The sequence below is a fragment of the Streptomyces lacrimifluminis genome (assembly GCF_014646095.1).
Classification (GTDB): Bacteria; Actinomycetota; Actinomycetes; order Streptomycetales; family Streptomycetaceae; genus Streptomyces; species Streptomyces lacrimifluminis.
In genome coordinates this window covers 1-16,024 of the sequence record NZ_BMMU01000043.1, presented here as the reverse complement: position 1 = coordinate 16,024, position 16,024 = coordinate 1, and the positions used below count along the sequence as shown (strand labels likewise).

At 69.7% G+C, this 16,024-nt stretch carries 14 protein-coding genes and 1 pseudogene; 1 reads left to right on the top strand and 14 read right to left on the bottom strand.

The features are described from left to right. Positions 1 to 11 precede the first annotated feature (11 nt). The 6 genes from IEY89_RS36430 to IEY89_RS36405 form a co-directional block, all read right to left on the bottom strand. The gene (locus tag IEY89_RS36430) at positions 12 to 635 is read right to left on the bottom strand and encodes a GTP-binding protein (RefSeq protein WP_189151834.1); all 624 of its coding nucleotides are present in this window, start codon (positions 633 to 635) and stop codon (positions 12 to 14) included. Continuing rightward, positions 616 to 1,005, bottom strand: coding sequence for a DUF742 domain-containing protein (locus tag IEY89_RS36425; RefSeq protein ID WP_189151833.1), 390 nt, complete (start codon positions 1,003 to 1,005; stop codon positions 616 to 618). The genes IEY89_RS36430 and IEY89_RS36425 overlap by 20 nt, the downstream gene beginning before the upstream one ends. Further along, positions 1,002 to 1,430 (bottom strand): roadblock/LC7 domain-containing protein, encoded by a 429-nt coding sequence (locus IEY89_RS36420; protein WP_189151832.1) that lies wholly within the window; start codon positions 1,428 to 1,430, stop codon positions 1,002 to 1,004. The genes IEY89_RS36425 and IEY89_RS36420 overlap by 4 nt, the downstream gene beginning before the upstream one ends. Further along, on the bottom strand, positions 1,427 to 4,234 hold the full coding sequence (locus IEY89_RS36415; RefSeq protein WP_189151831.1) for a sensor histidine kinase: 2,808 nt from the start codon (positions 4,232 to 4,234) through the stop codon (positions 1,427 to 1,429). The genes IEY89_RS36420 and IEY89_RS36415 overlap by 4 nt, the downstream gene beginning before the upstream one ends. 222 nt (positions 4,235 to 4,456) lie before the next feature. Next, positions 4,457 to 5,191 (bottom strand): hypothetical protein, encoded by a 735-nt coding sequence (locus IEY89_RS36410; RefSeq protein ID WP_229695622.1) that lies wholly within the window; start codon positions 5,189 to 5,191, stop codon positions 4,457 to 4,459. Between the two features lie 304 nt (positions 5,192 to 5,495). Further along, positions 5,496 to 7,298, bottom strand: a complete 1,803-nt coding sequence (locus IEY89_RS36405; RefSeq protein ID WP_189151830.1) for a glycoside hydrolase family 3 protein — start codon at positions 7,296 to 7,298, stop codon at positions 5,496 to 5,498. A gap of 502 nt (positions 7,299 to 7,800) precedes the next feature. On the opposite strand from IEY89_RS36405, the gene aroA reads away from it, so the two are divergent. Next, a complete protein-coding gene (gene aroA, locus IEY89_RS36400; protein ID WP_189151829.1) occupies positions 7,801 to 9,057 on the top strand; it encodes a 3-phosphoshikimate 1-carboxyvinyltransferase in 1,257 nt (418 codons plus the stop codon). Here aroA and IEY89_RS36395 read toward each other — a convergent pair. From IEY89_RS36395 to IEY89_RS36360, 8 genes and pseudogenes are all read right to left on the bottom strand, one after another. After that, positions 9,054 to 9,854, bottom strand: a complete 801-nt coding sequence (locus IEY89_RS36395; protein ID WP_189151828.1) for a sugar phosphate isomerase/epimerase family protein — start codon at positions 9,852 to 9,854, stop codon at positions 9,054 to 9,056. The genes aroA and IEY89_RS36395 overlap by 4 nt on opposite strands. A gap of 10 nt (positions 9,855 to 9,864) precedes the next feature. Next, a complete protein-coding gene (locus IEY89_RS36390; RefSeq protein WP_189151827.1) occupies positions 9,865 to 10,839 on the bottom strand; it encodes a bifunctional helix-turn-helix transcriptional regulator/GNAT family N-acetyltransferase in 975 nt (324 codons plus the stop codon). Positions 10,840 to 11,179: 340 nt separating this feature from the next. After that, positions 11,180 to 12,118, bottom strand: coding sequence for a hypothetical protein (locus IEY89_RS36385; RefSeq protein WP_189151826.1), 939 nt, complete (start codon positions 12,116 to 12,118; stop codon positions 11,180 to 11,182). Positions 12,119 to 12,134: 16 nt separating this feature from the next. Next, positions 12,135 to 13,247 carry an AAA family ATPase gene (locus tag IEY89_RS36380; protein ID WP_189151825.1) on the bottom strand — a complete coding sequence of 371 codons (1,113 nt, stop codon included), beginning with the start codon at positions 13,245 to 13,247 and terminating at the stop codon, positions 12,135 to 12,137. Next, positions 13,244 to 14,413 (bottom strand): DUF262 domain-containing protein, encoded by a 1,170-nt coding sequence (locus IEY89_RS36375; RefSeq protein ID WP_189151824.1) that lies wholly within the window; start codon positions 14,411 to 14,413, stop codon positions 13,244 to 13,246. Before IEY89_RS36375 ends, IEY89_RS36380 begins: the two co-directional genes overlap by 4 nt. Before the next feature lie 430 nt (positions 14,414 to 14,843). Beyond that, positions 14,844 to 15,239 (bottom strand): nuclear transport factor 2 family protein, encoded by a 396-nt coding sequence (locus IEY89_RS36370; protein ID WP_189151823.1) that lies wholly within the window; start codon positions 15,237 to 15,239, stop codon positions 14,844 to 14,846. 255 nt (positions 15,240 to 15,494) lie between these two features. After that, positions 15,495 to 15,653 carry a hypothetical protein gene (locus IEY89_RS36365; protein WP_189151822.1) on the bottom strand — a complete coding sequence of 53 codons (159 nt, stop codon included), beginning with the start codon at positions 15,651 to 15,653 and terminating at the stop codon, positions 15,495 to 15,497. Between the two features lie 120 nt (positions 15,654 to 15,773). Then, a pseudogene (locus tag IEY89_RS36360) lies at positions 15,774 to 15,890 on the bottom strand (NUDIX hydrolase); the annotation flags it as partial. Positions 15,891 to 16,024 lie beyond the last annotated feature (134 nt).

Genomic DNA, 16,024 nt, shown 5'->3' with positions numbered 1-16,024 from the left:
TCGTCGTACCGTCAGCCGCTGACCGCGGCCGGCGGGCGGCCTGCCATCAGCAGGTTGACCAGGGCCACCAGCAGGTCCCTGCTGTCCAGCCGCTCCCGGAGGTCGCCCATGACGACCGGGATGCCCGGGTCGAGGTCGAGCGCGTCCCGCACCTCGTCCACCGTGCGGTCCCGCAGCCCGTGGAAGCAGTTGACGCCGACCACGAAGGGGACGCCACGGCTCTCGAAGAAGTCGATCGACGCGAAACTGCTCTCCAGCCGCCGGGTGTCCGCGAGGACCACCGCGCCGAGCGCCCCGTGCACCAGGTCGTTCCACATGAACCAGAAGCGTTCCTGGCCCGGCGTCCCGAACAGGTACAGGACGAGCTGGCTGTTCACGGTGATCCGGCCGAAGTCCAGGGCGACGGTCGTCGTGGTCTTCCGCTCGACCCCGTCGAGGTCGTCCACGCCGAGTCCCGCGACGGTCAGCCGCTCCTCGGTGTGCAGGGGCGGGATCTCGCTCACGGAGCCGACCATGGTGGTCTTGCCGACGCCGAAGCCGCCCGCGATCAGTATTTTCACCGCGGCGGGCGTGGTGGACGTCCCGGCCACGCACACCTGTGATCCGGTCTGTTCGTCAGAGTCCGAGTAGGGCATCCTTCACCGCCTGCAGAAGAGTCATGTCGGTTTCCTGGCCGACCGCGACCGCGAGCGGCGGCCGGGCCGTCACCCGGTCGAGCGCGAGGAGATCGCCGACGAGGATCTTCGTCACCGCCACGGGCAGGTTCAGCCCGGCGGCGACCTCCGCGAGGGCCACCGGCGCACGGCACTGCCGGAGGATCATGCGGTGTTCGGGCTGCAGACCCCGGTCGCCGTGCCGTTCGTCGGGCGCGACGGTGGCGATCACCGTGATGAGGGTGAGGTCGTCGCGCGCCGAGGCTGTCCGCCCATGGGTGATCGTGTACGGCCTGACCAGGCTCTCCTCGGCCTCATCGTCCTCCGGCGACCCGTCCGCCCAGTGGCTCACTCACGCCCCCCGCCCTCCAGTCGCTGGACCCGTACCTCGGTGCCCAGCCGCTGCCCCACCTGCTGGACGAGGGTGTCCATCGCCACGGCCATCACCTCGGCGTCGACCTCCTGGTCCGCCACGACCGCCAGATGGGTGCCCCGGCCGGCCGCGCTGACGAACAGCCAGAGTTCGTCGAGCTCGATGATGACCTGGCGGACGGGCCCGCCGCCGAAGACCTCGCCGACGCCACGGGCCAGGCTCTGCTGTCCGGTGGCGATGGCGGCCAGGCGTTCCGCGTCGACCCGGGCGACGCTGCTGGACTGGCTCACCACCAGCCCGTCGTCGGACAGCACGATGGCGTTCCGGGTGCCCGGAACCTGGTCGACGAGACGGTCGAGCAGCCAGTCGAGGTCGGAGTTGGTGGCAGTGGTTCGCAGAGTCATCGTCCGTCTTCCTTCCGGGCCCGGTCGGGTCCCGGTGAGGGATTGGTGGGCTGGGAGCTGGGCTGGTGATCGGCGTCGGGCCTGAGCCGGGCGGCCCTGGACTGACGCTGGAAGGCCCCGACGGTGGCGCCGGAGCGGGTGCCCCCGCGGCGGGGCAGGGGCTGGGCCGAGGCGCTGGGGCCGCTGCCCTGCGGTTCGGTGTCGTACGAGGGAGGAGCCTCCCGGAGTTCGGTGGCGAGACTGGCCTGCCGGACGCGCCGGGGCAGGGGGTTCTGGCTTGCGGTGGGCGCCGGAGCGGGTGCCTGCGCGGAAGGCGGAGTGGGACGGGCAGGCGGTGCAGACGGTGCGGCCCAGGGGCCGATGAGCGGACGTGCGTACGCCTCCTGCTCGACGACGTGCACGGCGCGCGACCGGGGTACGGCGCGACCATCGGCATCCGCCGATCCGGTGTGGGCCACCGTTCCGCGGACGGTGTGCGGGTCCGCGGCGGGTGGCACTGCCGGGGGTGCCGGGCGGGTGGTGGCGTCGGCCGGTCGGGTGTGGGTGGTCGTTCCGTGGAGCGTGTGCGGGTCCGGGGCGGGGACTGCCGGGGTCGCCGGGCGGGCTGAGGTGTCCGTCGGTCCGGTGTGGGTGGTCGTTCCACGGGCGGTGTGTGGGTCCGGGATGCGTACCCCGGGGGTGGCCGGGCGGGTGTTGGCGTCCGCCGGTCCGGTGTGGGCCGCCGTTCCGCGGAGCGTGTGCGGGTCCGGGGCGGGGACCGCCGGGGTGGCCGGGCGGGTGGAGGTGTCCGTCGGTCCGGAGCGGGTGGCCGTCGAGTGCAGCGCGAGCCGGGCCGGGACGGGGGCGGCCGGGGGAGCCAGGGGCTCCGGGGCCGCCGGAAGGGCGGCCGGCCGCCCCCGCACCGGCCCACCGGCGGAGACCAGCTCCGCCGGGACCAGCACGACGACCCGGGTGCCCCCGAACGACGAGGGCCGCAGCTCGACCCGGATACCCAGGTTGGCGGCGAGCCGGGCCACGACGTACAGGCCGAGCCGGGCGTCGTCGGCGCGGGACATCACGTCCATGCGGGGCGGGGCGGCCATCAGCTGGTTGGCCTCGGCGTACTGCTCCGGGTCCATGCCCATGCCGCGGTCCTCGATCTCGATCGCGACCCCGCGCCCCACCCGGGACGCGGTCACCTCGACCGGGTTCGGCGGCCGGGAGAAGGACACCGCGTTCTCCATGAGCTCCGCGAGGAGGTGGACCATGGGGCCGACGGCACGCTCCGACAGCCAGGTCTCGCCGTCGCTGTCGATCCGGATACGCCGGTAGTCCTGCACCTCGCCCTGGGCGGAGCGCAGGATGTCCCGCAGGAGGACGGGCCTGCGCCAGCGCCGCTGCGGTGTCCCGTTGCCGAGGATGACCAGGTTCTCCTCGTAGCGGCGCAGCCGGGCCGTCAGGTGGTCGAGGTCGAAGAGGCCTTCCAGCACCTCGGGGTCCTCGTGCCGCCGCTGCATCTCGCCGAGACGTTTCAGCTGCATGCCGATCAGCAACTGGGTGCGCCGGGCGATGCGCTGCAGCAGCCGCTCGAAACCGCGGTACAGCTCGACCTCCCGCACGGCGGTCTCCAGGGCCGAGCCGCGGGCCTGGTTGAGGGCCTGGCCCAGCTGGCCGAGTTCGTCGTCGCCGTGACAGATCTCGGGCAGCTCGGCGTCGGTGTCGACCTTCTCGCCCCCGCGCAGCCGCTCCACGATGTCGGGCAGCCGCTCCTGGAGTTCGAGTGCCTCGGCGCGCAGGCCGAAGATCCGGCGGCGCAGCGTTCCGGTCAGGCGCAGCGAGAGGAACAGCATCAGCAGCACGACCGAGGCGCTCACGGCGCTGTTGACGATCATGTTGGCCGTCAGGCTGTCGAGTTCGTCATCGGTGGAGGCGGCGAGGTCCTCGGAGTAGGCGTTCCCGGCCCCCAGCAGTTGGGGGGTGATCTCCGCGATGCTCTGCTGCCACGTCTTCCCGAGTGCGGCGGAGACGGCGGTCCGGCCCTTGTCGTCGGCGTCCGTGGTGGTGAGGAGGCTCTGCTCGACCGAGGTCTTCCGCTTCCAGTCGGCGCCGGACAGCACGTCCTGGTACGCCTTGGCCCGGGCCTCGGAAAGTTGCGGAACGACCTTCTCGCCGAAGATGTGTTGCTGGCTGCCGATCAGCTCGGAGATCGCGAAGCGCTGCTCACCGGTGAGCCGGCCGCTCGCCACTCCGGCGATGATGATCGCGTCCTCGCGCGAGATCATCTCCAGGCCCCACTGCGCGTCGAGCGCCGGCCGGGTGAGGACGGCCGTCTCGGCGAAGGAGACGTTGCCGAAGTCCTCGAACAGCTGCATGCTCGACGCGATCACGCCGGTGTAGGCGTCGAACGTCTGCTGCTGGTCGGCGGATCGCCGGTCCACGGCGTCCCGGTAGGCCGGCAGCTTCTTCAGACCGAGGGTGACCTCCTGGAAGGCCTTGGCGAGAGCGGACGGGACGGTGCCGACCGCGTCGAGGCTGCGTACTGACTTGTCGGTGAGCGCGCGCTGGCGTGTCAGTTCGGACCGGCCGGTGTCGGATTCGGCGAGCGCCGCCGCGCTGAGCCGCCGCTCCGCCTGGAGGTTGAAGAAGACGGTGGCCAGCGGGTTGCCGAAGCGTTTCCCCTCCTCGGTGCGGTCATGGACGGCCTGCCAGTCACCGTACAGATGGGACGAGTTGACCGCGCCCAGGGCCACCAGGGCCAGACAGGGCACCAGGGCCAGGACGAGGAGGGTCGACCGGAGCGACAACCGGCGCTTCGGAGCCCGCACTTCCTTCGCTTCTTTCGCAGCCGTCGGAGCCCGGTCCTGCTGCTGTTGCGCCGTGCGTGCGTGGAGTGCCACAGAGGTTCCCGGCCTGTGAGTGCTGACGGACTGTCCGAAAAGATGGGGTCCGCGCCATGACAGGGGGAGCCTACCGATTCACGAAATCATCACAACAGGTGTTCGGGTGAATGGGAGCGACTCGTTATTCGGCCGATGAAACGGAATCCGTCACACCGGCTTCGCGCACCCCACCGGCCGGTCCCCGCCCAGTTGTACGTAAAGGGCGGTGGACGTGGGGCAGTCGGGTCGTTCGGTGACGGCCTCGGTCACCCGGTACTCGGGCTTCTTCTCGCTCTTCCCGTCGCACGCCGTCTCGCGCACCTCCCCGCGCCCCGCGCTGTAGACGCAGTCGCCGACGATCGTGCGCGGGCCTCCGCCGCCGCCGGGGTCGCCGGGGTGCGGGGCCTGGAGCTTGCGCATACAGGCGTAGCCCTGCGGGACGGCACCGTCGCCGTCCTCGTCGGCGGCGGGCCGCTGTTCGCTGATGTGCAGCACGAAGTCGGTGGTCGCCGGGCACGGCGGACTGTCGGTCACCCTGCCGTCGTGCCGGGCCACGACCCGGGCCGCCGCCCGCTCGCTGGTGCAGGGCACCTCGGTGAAACTGGTGATGCCGAACGAGCTGCACTCGTCGATGGAGAGGAAGACGGTGCCGTATCCGGTGGGCCGGGGTGGCGTGGGCCGCTGGTCGACCGCCGTACCCTCGGCGGCCCCTGAGACCGCCCCCTCCGACGGGCCGCCCGCCGAGTCTCCCGCCGAACCGTTCGCCGAGCCGTCCGGCGAACTGTCCGCCGAGCCGTTCGGCGAGAGCTGACATCCGGTCGCCGTGAACACCGCCACCAGGATCAGCAGCGCGCAGGTGATCACCCGCACGTAGACCACTCCCACGGGCCACATGGACCCCATGGGCCCCACAGAACGCACTTCGCGCATCGCATCCCCCCGAGTACCCCGCGCCCAGCGTGGCCCGCGCCACCAGGGCCACGCTGGAAGTTCGGCTGATTTGCGCCTATTGGGGGTGGTGCGCCGGTTGTGCGACGTACGACGCGTACGCCTCCTTACCTCCCGCCTCCGAGCGGTCCTGGTGAAGCCGGGTGAGCGATCGCACCCTGAACGCGGCGCGGGGCTGTGCCGATGTGCGGCACCGCCGTGCGGGCGCGGCCTCCCCCACCGGCCGGTGGGGGACGAACCGCATGTCCCGCGGGGCCGCTCAGTACGACAGTCCATGACCGATCGGGTACATCACCCGCGTCGGATCGTCCGCGCGCAGCACCGGAACCGGCAGCCTTCCGCGCGGCCGGACCCGTCCCGCGATCACCCGTGCGGCGGCCCGGAGTTCGACGTCGGTCCAGGAGTAGGTGGCCAAGTACGCCTGTACGTCGGGCAGTTGGGCCACGTCGTAGGGATTGCGGACGGCGACACACACCACGGGCCTCCCGGTGGCAAGCAGTTGGGTGACGAGGGTCCGCTGACTGCTGGCGCTGCCGAGGTTGTACGTCCCGACGACCACCGCGTCCACCTCAGCGGTGGCGGCGACGGCCCGGGCGATGACGGTGGCGGAGGGGGCGGTGCCGGTCGACAGGGCGGTGGCGGCGAAGCCCAGTTCGGTGAGGGCGCTCGCCAGCACGGTGGTGGGGGGCCCGGTGGTACCGGACGGCGACGCGGGATCGGCCCCGACGACGAGCACCTTCTTCTGCGTCACCCGGGAAAGGGGCAGCAGTTTCCGCTCGTTGACGAGAAGGGTGGTGGTCCGCTCGGCGATCCGGTCGGCGGCCAGCAGATGGCCCCGGACACCGACGGCCCGGTCGACCCCGGCACGGGTGACGTACGGGCGGTCGAGCAGCCCGAGCCGGTTCTTGAGCCGGAGGACGCGCAGGATCGATCCGTCGAGGCGCGCCTCGGTCAACTCCCCCTGCCGCACGGCCGTCAGTACCGCGTTCCAGGCGATGTCGAGCGACGGCGGGTTGAGCAGCTGGTCGACCCCGGCCTTCAGCGCGAGCACCGGAACACGGTCGTCGCCGTACTTCTCCCGTACGCCCTGCATGCCCAGCGAGTCGGTGACCACGACTCCGTCGTAACCGAGTTGCCCGCGCAGGATGCCGGTGAGGATCGGGTGGGAGAGGGTGGCGGGGTCGCCGGAGTCGTCGAGGGCCGGGACCATGATGTGTGCCGTCATGATCGAGTCGATGCCGGCGCGGATCGCGGCGCGGAACGGCGGTGCGTCGACGGTGTCCCACTGCTCGCGCGTGTGCTCGATGACAGGGAAGCCGTAGTGGCTGTCGACGGCGGTGTCCCCGTGCCCCGGGAAGTGTTTGGCGGTGGCGGCGACGGAGGACCGCTGGTACCCCGTCACCTGTGCGGCGACCAGCCCGGCGACGGCCTTCGGATCGGCGCCGAACGACCGGACGCCGATCACCGGATTGGCGGGGTTGACGTTCACGTCGGCCACCGGCGCGTAGTCCTGGCGGATACCGAGGGCGCGCAGTTCGGCGCCGCCGATGCGGCCGGCGGTCAGCGCGTCGGTGCGCGAGCCGTTCGCGCCGAGGGCCATGGCTCCCGGCAGGAGGGTGGCGGGTCGGCCGACGCGGGCGACGATGCCGTGCTCCTGGTCGGTGGAGATGAGGACCGGCAGCCCGCGGGGAAGGGCGAGCGAGGCCCGCTGGATGCCGTTGCTGAGGTCGGCGATCTGATACGGATCGCGGGTGTTGTGCGCCCAGGCGAAGTAGATGATCCCGCCGACCCGGTACTTGGCGACGAGTTCGGCCGCCGTCCGTACGCCGATCTCCGTGAGGTTGGCGTCGATGTCGGCCTGGTCGGGCGCGGTGGCGGAGTGCCCGTACACCCGCATGACGAACAGCTGACCGACCTTCTCCTCAAGGGTCATACGGGAGACGATCCGGCGGAGTCGCGCGTCACTGTCGTACGGCTGTGCCTCACTCCCGAGGGCGAGCGCGGCGCCGGTGCCGGCGGTCGCGGCGAGAAGAGCACGTCTGGTGGTGCCGGAGTCGCGCACGGGGGCGCTCCTTCCCTCATGAAGGAAACTTCCGAGAAGTCACGAATAACCGGGAAGTTTCTTCCAGTCAAGAGTGCGCACGCTAACGCGAGATGGCCGAATGCCCCCGGAAAGGGGGCCGCCACCGGCGCATCGGAGGGGGGCGCACCGGTGACGGCTCGCTGCCGGCCGCAGGCGGTTTGGAGAGGGTGGGTCAGCGATCGCAGCCAGCAGCGAGGCCGACACCGCACAGCGGTGACTCATCCGGCAGTCCTGCCGGTTGGACGGGCCGGGGCGGAGGTGGGTTCCCGGATCGCGGCCGATTCCGGGAAGTCGGTACGGGAGTGAATGATGGGGCAACGCCCCCCAAAGGGGCGCGGGGAACTGCGCGACCAGCCACGACGGCGCCGCAGCGAACAGCCGACCGAAACTCCGTCCCGCTTCCCGCGGAACCCCCCACCGTTCATGGTCCATTTCGCGGACGTTCCGGCGCGTGGGGCGCGGGCCGGGCGAGCATAGGGCCATGGCCGTCGTAGAGATTCCCGGTTCCAAGTCCATCACCGCGCGCGCCCTCTTCCTCGCCGCGGCCGCGGACGGGGTCACCACCCTCGTACGCCCCCTGCGCTCGGACGACTCGGAGGGCTTCGCCGAGGGACTGGTCGCTCTCGGCTACCGGGTCGGACGGACCCCCGCGGCCTGGCAGATCGACGGCCGCCCGCAGGGCCCGGCGGCCACGGAGGCCGACGTCCACTGCCGCGACGGCGCCACGACCGCCCGCTTCCTCCCGACCCTCGCCGCCACCGGCCACGGCACCTACCGCTTCGACGCCTCCCCCCAGATGCGCCGCCGCCCCCTCGCGCCCCTCACCCGCGCCCTGCGAGACCTGGGCGTGGACCTGCGGCACGAGGAGACCGAGGGACACCACCCGCTGACCGTCGTCGCGGCGGGCGTGAAGGGCGGTGACGTCACCCTCGACGCCGGCCAGTCCTCCCAGTACCTCACCGCGCTCCTCCTCCTGGGCCCCCTGACCCGCAAGGGCCTGCGCATCCACGTCACCGACCTCGTCTCGGCGCCCTATGTGGAGATCACCATCGCGATGATGCGGGCGTTCGGCGCGGAGGTGCGCAAGGAGGGCAACGTCTTCGTGGTCCCGCCGGGCGGCTACCGGGCCACCACCTATGCCGTCGAGCCCGATGCCTCCACCGCCAGTTACTTCTTCGCGGCGGCGGCCCTCACCGGCGGCGAGGTGACGGTTCCCGGCCTCGGCACCGGCGCACTCCAGGGCGACCTGGCCTTCGTCGACGTACTGCGCCGAATGGGTGCGCGGGTGGAGATCGCCGAGGACCGCACCACCGTCACGGGCACCGGCGAACTGCGCGGCCTGACGGTCAACATGCGGGACATCTCCGACACCATGCCCACTCTGGCGGCCCTCGCCCCCTTCGCCTCCGGCCCCGTCCGCATCGAGGACGTGGCCAACACGCGCGTGAAGGAGTGCGACCGTCTGGAGGCCTGTGCGGAGAACCTCCGGCGGCTGGGCGTACGGGTGGAGACCGGGCCCGACTGGATCGAGATCCACCCCTGTCCGCCCGGCACGGCCCCCGCCCAGGACATGGACATCAAGTCGTACGGCGATCACCGCATCGTCATGTCCTTCGCGGTGACCGGCCTGCGCACCCCGGGCATCACCTTCGACGACCCGGGGTGCGTACGGAAGACGTTCCCCGGGTTCCACGAGGCGTTCGGAGAGCTGAGGGAGGTGCTCGGCCCGCTCGGCTAGGCCGACTCGTTGAGCAGCCGGGCGAGGTGTTCGCGGCCGGCGTCCAGCAGGTCCTCCAGGGGTGCGGCGGCCTCGTACCACCGCTTCTCGTACTCCCAGCACAGCCAGCCGTCCCAGCTGTGCCGGGAGAGGATCTCGACGCACTCGCCGAGCGGCAGCACGCCGGCGCCCAGCGCCACCGGGGTGGTGTCCTCGGTCGAGGCGATGTCCTTGACCTGCACGTATCCGAGGTGCGGGGAGAGGGCCGCGAAGCTGTCCATCGGCTGCTCGCCGCCGAGCCAGGTGTGCATGACGTCCCACAGCGCGCCCGCCTGACGGTGACCGACCGGCCCCAGGACGCGGATCGCGTCGGCGCCCGTGCGATGCGAGTCGTGGGTCTCCAGGAGGATGCGTACGCCGTAGTCGGCCGCGAACTCGGCGGCCCTGCCGAGCCTCCGGGCCGCCGTCGCGTCCGCCTCCTCGGGGCTCTGGTCGGTACCGCCGCCCGGGAAGACGCGGACGAAGGGGGCGCCCAGGTCGCGGGCGAGTTCGAGGAGCGCGCGGAGCTCCGTGAGCACGGGTTCGTCGTCGCCGGGCGCGGCGACACGCACGTACCCGGCGAGGCCGAGGATCTCGACGCCGGACGCCTTGAACTCGGCGGCCACATCGGCCCGTTCGGCCAGCGTGAGACCGAGGTGGACGGGTTCTTCGGGGTGCGTGCGCAGTTCGACGCCGTGATAGCCGTGGGTGGACGCGAGCCGCAGGACATCGGGGATGGGGAGACCGGGCACGCCGAGGGTGGAGAACGCCAGTTTCATAAAAGGGACCCTATCCGTCACTCCACCTTTCAGTCGTCTCGATCGATTCCATCGTTTCCGTCGCCGCGTGGAGATCCAGTCGCCAGTCCTGGCCGACCAGATCCCTGCCGAAGGAGCGATGGGGCTTCTCGGTGGCGAGGACGAAACCGTGGCGCCGGTAGATGTGGCGGGCGGCGGTGAGCAGGTCCTGGGTCCACAGGACGAGGTCGCGGTAGCCGACCTCGCGCGCGAATCCGACGACGGCCGCGACGAGCCGGTCACCGATCCCCAGCCCGCGCGCCTGAGGCTCGACGAGCAGCAGCCGCAGCCGGGCCGTCCCGGGCGCCTCGTCCCGTACGCACATCACGCATCCGACGGGCCGTCCGTCCAGCTCGGCGATCCACACCCGTTCGAGGTGCGGGTCGTGGTCCTCGGCGAAGTCGGCGACGATGCGGGCGACCAGTCCCTCGTAGTCGGTGTTGAAGCCGTACTCGGCCGCGTACAGCGCCGCGTTTCGCTGCACGATCCAGCCCAGGTCGCCGGGGACGGGCTCGCGCAGCACGACGTCCTCGCGGCGCGGGGGCCGGCCGTCGGAGAGGAGTGAGCGGACCGTGTGCAGCGCCTCCGTGAGCCGGGGCCGGTCGGCGTCCGGCACGGTGGCGATCAGGGAGGTGATGGCCTCCGTGGAGCGCTCGTCCAACAGGTGGGCGGTCTCGCGCCCGCGCACGGTGAGCGTGACACGCCGCCGCCGGGGATCCCGCTCGGAGGGCGCCCGCTCGATCAGCTCGTCCTGCTCGAACTTGTTGAGGATACGGCTCAAGTACCCGGAGTCCAGGGTGAGTTCGGCGCGCAGATCGGCGGCGTCGGTACGGCTGGAGTGCGCGAGCTCGTAGAGGACGCGGGCCTCGGTGAGGGTGTAGGGGGCGTAGAGGCGGCTGCTGTAGTCGAGGGCGCCGATGACGTTCGTGTAGAAGCGGTTGAAGGAGCGGATGTCCTGGACGGTCATGGTTCCGCCTCGCTGCTGACGACTGGGGGCAGTTGACTCAGTCAGAGATATTGCCGCCTTGAGGGTAGAGGCCGGGTGACGTGTTCCTCAAGACCCGGCAACGGGGCGGCGATGCGCGATTCCGGCATCCCATGGCTTGGCCAACTCCATGCCACCCGTGGCTCACCTGTTCATCGGCCGCTCCCGACACCTCTCGCCGGGCGAGGAGAAGAGCGCCGAGGTGCGAAGCCGGACGGAGGCTAGTCGAGCTGACCAACGCCAGGTGATGGGCGGGATGCCTGGAAGCGCGGGTGGGTACCCTGTGCGGAGGGGGCTCAGCACCGCTTCCCGACCCTGGTGCTCAGGTGTCCAGGTGGTCGACGAAGATGCCGATGAGTATGCGGCCGTCGAGACGAGGATCTGGCAGGCTGAAGTGCACGCGGTTACGGTGCCTTTCCTTTTTGCCGTGCCACTCGCAGCGGTAGATCTCCCCATCGTGCTTGACGTCCCGTTGCTTCATGGCGCCCGACTTCGACCTCGTGTTGGGGCTCTCAGGGGAGAGGTCCAGCCCGAAGTGCCCCAACTCTGCCTGCACAGCGTGCGGTTGTCCCGCGTGCCTGGTGAGGGCATCGGCGAAATGATCGTGCACCACGGACAGGACGCAGACCACCCAGTCACGCATCTCGGAGTAACTGCCGTCGAATTTACGGAAAGAGAGGGAACTGGCGAAGATGAGCTCCGGAAATGCTTCGCGGGCGCGGTCGAAGAAGTCGGGCTCGGTGACACCCTCACGTGCGAAGAGAGCACGCCGGAACTCCAAAAGGGCAGGCGCATCGCCAAGGAAAAAGACCCTCTCTGTCATCGACTCGCCGGTCGACTCATCGCACGCGGAGACCGGAAGCCACCCGCGACGGTCTGGGAAGGCGAAGACCAGGCAGCCGACGTGGTGTCGCTGCCGCGTCTGCCACCACGCGTAGCCGACGGACAGGGCAAGGTCCTGGACAGTCCCGCCCACTTCGACCTGGTCGGGCAGTCCCGAAAGATCCGTGTCCCAGCTGGGACAGCGGTCCATGAGGCGAACCATTCTCAGCCGTGCGTCACGGCCGACCTTCGGAGCTTCGCCCTCGTAGAGGACGTCATACAGCTCCCTCCCTTCCACGCACTCCACTTCGATCCAGTAGGGCGAAACGGCGACCGAGCGCCCTTCAGTCAGCGCCTCAAGCGCGTCGCTGAAGTCGTTCAGCAGGTCCGTCAGTCGTTCCTCCGCAAGCCCCCGAAAATCGAAGGACGATTCGTCCACGACGAACCGGTACGGTTCACCGCCCCCTGCGCCTGGCACGCGCCAGCCTCCCCAAGTCCCGCTCGATCTGGTCGAAGAAGCCATGCGGCCACTCGGTCAACTCGCCCTTCTCCGTGAACCCGATGGGTACGGAGCCGACCTCTTCCTCGCCGAAGTAGTGCACGATCGCGTCCTGCGGCTCCAGAACCCTTTCCTCCGCCACGGCCAGGCGGGCGCCGTTGAGAACGTGGTCACTGTGCGTCTCCACGATGACCTGGGCTCCGGCGCCGGCGACGCGGGCCAGGAAGCGCCCCAGTTTGGACTGACCGCCGGGGTGCAGATGCGCCTCCGGATTCTCGACGATCAGCAGGTCGCCGGGCCGGGTGAGGAGACCGGCCACGATCACCGGCAGAGCGTACGAGAAGCCGAAGCCCATGTTGGTGGGGCGAATCGGCTCGCTTAGCAGGCCTGGCTCCTGGAACCGGATGGTGCTCGCGGTGATGCCCGGCGGCCACTGCGCGGTGATCTTGATGGGCCGAATGATGTCGGAGGCCCAGGTTTCCACCTGCGTGCGGAGGGTGGTGACGTTGTGTGTCTCCTGTGTCGTCGGATGCAGCATCGGTACACGAACGGACCTGGTCTCGTGGAGGGCGAGGACCTGAGCGGTGTACTCGCCCTGCACCCCGACGCCGATCAGTTCGGGGTCCTCAGCCGAGACTCCCAGCTGGTCACGCGGTCCGAGCCGCTCGGCGCACAGGTAAGTGAATGCGCTTCCCTCACCGCAGAGTTCGGGCAGCGGCGGCCCCGCGCCCTCGGCCACCTCAAGATAGAGAGCCTGCTCATCGGGAACGACGAACCGATGGGTGCTCTGTGTGTCAGCGTCGTCACCGCTGACCTCGAACTCGATGATCGAGCCCGGCGCACTGGGGTGAAGTACTTCGTGTGCTTCCCCCAATGCCAGTCCGTAGGGTCCGTTCAACTGGACCACGCGCCTGCCAGGCGCGTCCGCGAGCTGGCGCGTGAGCAGCAGGGTCTGGATGGTGGTGCTCTTGCCGGTGCCGTTGAGGCCGGTGAGCACCGTGAGTGGACGCAGCCGGAAGGATGCCTCGGCGAAGCGCTTGAAGTACCGGATACCCAGCGAAGTGATCACTTACCGGCCTCCGCGGCCTTCGCAGTAGTTTCGAACCGGTACAGCACGCGGCGGACATCGCCGGTGGACGAGGTGATGGCTTCGAGATAGCGGTAGTCGCGGGTCATGAGGGTGCGCGCCCTCGCGACAATCTCAGATTTGCGCCCGTCCAGGTCCTCGGCATCGTACTTGGCGAGCGTGATCGACCAGGTCTCGAACAGTGCCCGATTGATTGGGTTCCGCCAGGAGGAGGTCAGCGGCCACTTCCGGAACGCGTGGTCGCCGAAGACGAGTCGGGCGTTGACCATAGCCTTGCGGAAAGCCGACATGAGTGCGTTGACCCGGGCGTCGTCCACCTCGTTCGCGTCGTCCAGCATGCCTGTGGTGCGCTGGAGGAGCGGGTCCATTGCAGCGTACTTCGCGTAGCCATCCGTGCCCATCAGCCAGAAGGCAGCGAAACGCAGGGCCATCTCCCGGTCGTTCATCCGGATATGGCCGCCCATGCCGTTGGTCGCCGCGTCGAACTCCGCGGTGGAGGTCATGCTCCGAAGGATCGTCCGGCTGCGGTCCTTGCTCATGCAGTGCCGAATCTCCTGCGCGTTCAGGGGCGTACCGCCCGTGTTGATGCGCTTGAAGATGTCGTACATGACGTCCGGGGGGGTCGTGGGGTCGATGACGTGGGTGACGATCTGCGTGTTGAAGATGCGTCGTTTCCACGGTGCGGGAAGGTCCTCGAACCGCTTGCCCTCTACTGTGTTCTGGAGATATTCGAGGCCCTTGAGCGCGAATCCCTGCTCGTCCCCCCCGCGCACGAAGTCATGAATGGTGGACAGGCGCTGCAGACCGTCGACGACCCGCATATAGCCGTCTGTGTCCTCCGCGAAGTAGAAGGCCGGTAGCGGAATCTGCAGGAGTACGGACTCGATGAGCCGGGACTTCTGCACGAGCTTCCAGACCCGGCCTCGCTGGAAGTCCGGGGCGAGCTCCAGCGAGTCGTCCTCGATCATGTCGAGCGCGTTGCGCAGCGAGAACTGCTTGGTGTTGACGCGAATCTGCTCGGGGTTCCACGGGCGGGCGATCTCCGGAGAGGCGCCGTCGTCCTCGGTCTCAGCCTCGATACCGGTACCCGTGTCGAGGAAGTGCTCCTCCGTGATCTTCGGCGGCTCTTGGATGTCCGAGGTCGTCATGAGGTTGATCGTAGCCGGGCAACCACAGCCCAGTACCAACTGATTCGGAAGCGGAAGAATTCACCGCCGTCGCGGGCATCGGGCAATCGGACGGAGCACGGTACCCCTGTCCTCGTGTCGCGATCTCCTGGGACAGCCCGCACCGCGCTCTCTGAACCAAGGCAGAGTCCGGCCCGTCGAGCGGCAAACATGTTCGGGTTCAGTCCGGGGAGAGACACGAATGGCAAGCTTCGGGGCTGAAGCTGATCGGGTGACTCCCAGGGCAAGGAGCCTCGGCATGGCTGATCACGAAGTTGGTCAAAGACAGGCGGGACCGGAGGGGACGCGACGGCAGGCGCGGACTTTCGTAGGAATCTCTGGACTCTGCGCCCACTTGAGCTTGAAAGCTCGCGCCTGCTCTGCGTACCGGACCAACGTCAGGACAAGCCGCTCAGGACCAGAACTCGTTGCTGCGGTCGATGTTCTCGACGCACTCGTCGAGGTCGGTGATCTTGTCCCCGACGATCCGGAAGACGATGCAGCCGACCTCGTCCATCCGCCGCCCCTGGCGCTCGGCGGTGAAACGGTGCACGGCGACCACGTGCCCCCGGCCGTCGACGAGGACGTTCATCAGCGCGACGCGCATCGTCCCGGCCGTCTCCTCGCCGAGCCGCCGGTACATGTCGATGATCGCGTCCTGCCCCTTGAAGTCCCCGGAGAGGGGATGGCTTCCGGGAACGTGGTGTGTGGCGTCCGCCGCCATCATTCCGCGCAGCGTGTCCATGTCCCCGCTGGAGAAGGCGTCGAAGCCCCTGCGTACGAGGACTGCGTGCGGGTGTTCAGCCATGATGATCGCCACCTTTCGGTGTGTGGGCGATGTCCGACCGACGGGGCCCATTGTCCTCGGGTTCGGGGCGGTACGCAGGTCAGGGGCCGGGAGCTCGTGCCTCCCGCCGTTCTACCTGATCCATCCTCACCCTCAGCCGCTGTGCCCTGTAGCACCCCGACCGGCTCCGTACGGAACCGGTCGGGGGCGCCGGACCCGTCCTGGACGGGGAACCAGGACGGGTGTCACAGGAGGTGCCCAGACGCCCGCTGTGGGTTACGCGTGGCCCACGACGGGTCCGTGGCTGGGTGACGTCTGGACGGGCTTGCGGCAGTCCGGCGGGTTCGCGGGCGCCGGGTGGCCGTCGAGGGCGCGGCAGAGGGCCGCGTGCAGGTGCTCGGCCTCGGCCGGCGAGAGTGACAGTTCAGCGTTCAAGCTGATCCGCCCGCACCTGGGCAACAGTGCGGCGCGTGACCTCTATGAACGCGCACGGCTGGCCACGCCGACGTCTCTGCTGCCTTCCAGGTAATCCAAGTAACCCAAGACCCCTTGTCCCTGGAGTCCCGTGGTCGCGGGGTCCTCCCCTTCGTCCACGATGCCGCCGGGCAACTCCCAATCCCACCGCTGGGGGAAAAAGCGGTACCGCCACAGCACGAGCACGCGGTCGTGGTCGGCAGTCCGGCGAGTTCGTGGGCGCCGGGTGGCCGCCAGGGGCGCGGGGGAACGTCCCGGAGTCCCTAAGAGAGCATCTGATCAATGTTCAGGTCGTTCTGTCTGATTCGCCGGTTTCGATTCGCCAGGTTGGT

Excerpts from the sequence above, each read along its gene's own strand:
- IEY89_RS36430 (WP_189151834.1), bottom strand. The coding sequence starts at position 635 with ATGCCCTACTCGGACTCTGACGAACAGACCGGATCACAGGTGTGCGTG.
- IEY89_RS36420 (WP_189151832.1), bottom strand. The coding sequence starts at position 1,430 with ATGACTCTGCGAACCACTGCCACCAACTCCGACCTCGACTGGCTGCTC.
- IEY89_RS36410 (WP_229695622.1), bottom strand. The coding sequence starts at position 5,191 with ATGGGGTCCATGTGGCCCGTGGGAGTGGTCTACGTGCGGGTGATCACC.
- aroA (WP_189151829.1), top strand. The coding sequence starts at position 7,801 with ATGGCCGTCGTAGAGATTCCCGGTTCCAAGTCCATCACCGCGCGCGCC.
- IEY89_RS36395 (WP_189151828.1), bottom strand. The coding sequence starts at position 9,854 with ATGAAACTGGCGTTCTCCACCCTCGGCGTGCCCGGTCTCCCCATCCCC.
- IEY89_RS36390 (WP_189151827.1), bottom strand. The coding sequence starts at position 10,839 with ATGACCGTCCAGGACATCCGCTCCTTCAACCGCTTCTACACGAACGTC.
- IEY89_RS36375 (WP_189151824.1), bottom strand. The coding sequence starts at position 14,413 with ATGACGACCTCGGACATCCAAGAGCCGCCGAAGATCACGGAGGAGCAC.
- IEY89_RS36370 (WP_189151823.1), bottom strand. The coding sequence starts at position 15,239 with ATGGCTGAACACCCGCACGCAGTCCTCGTACGCAGGGGCTTCGACGCC.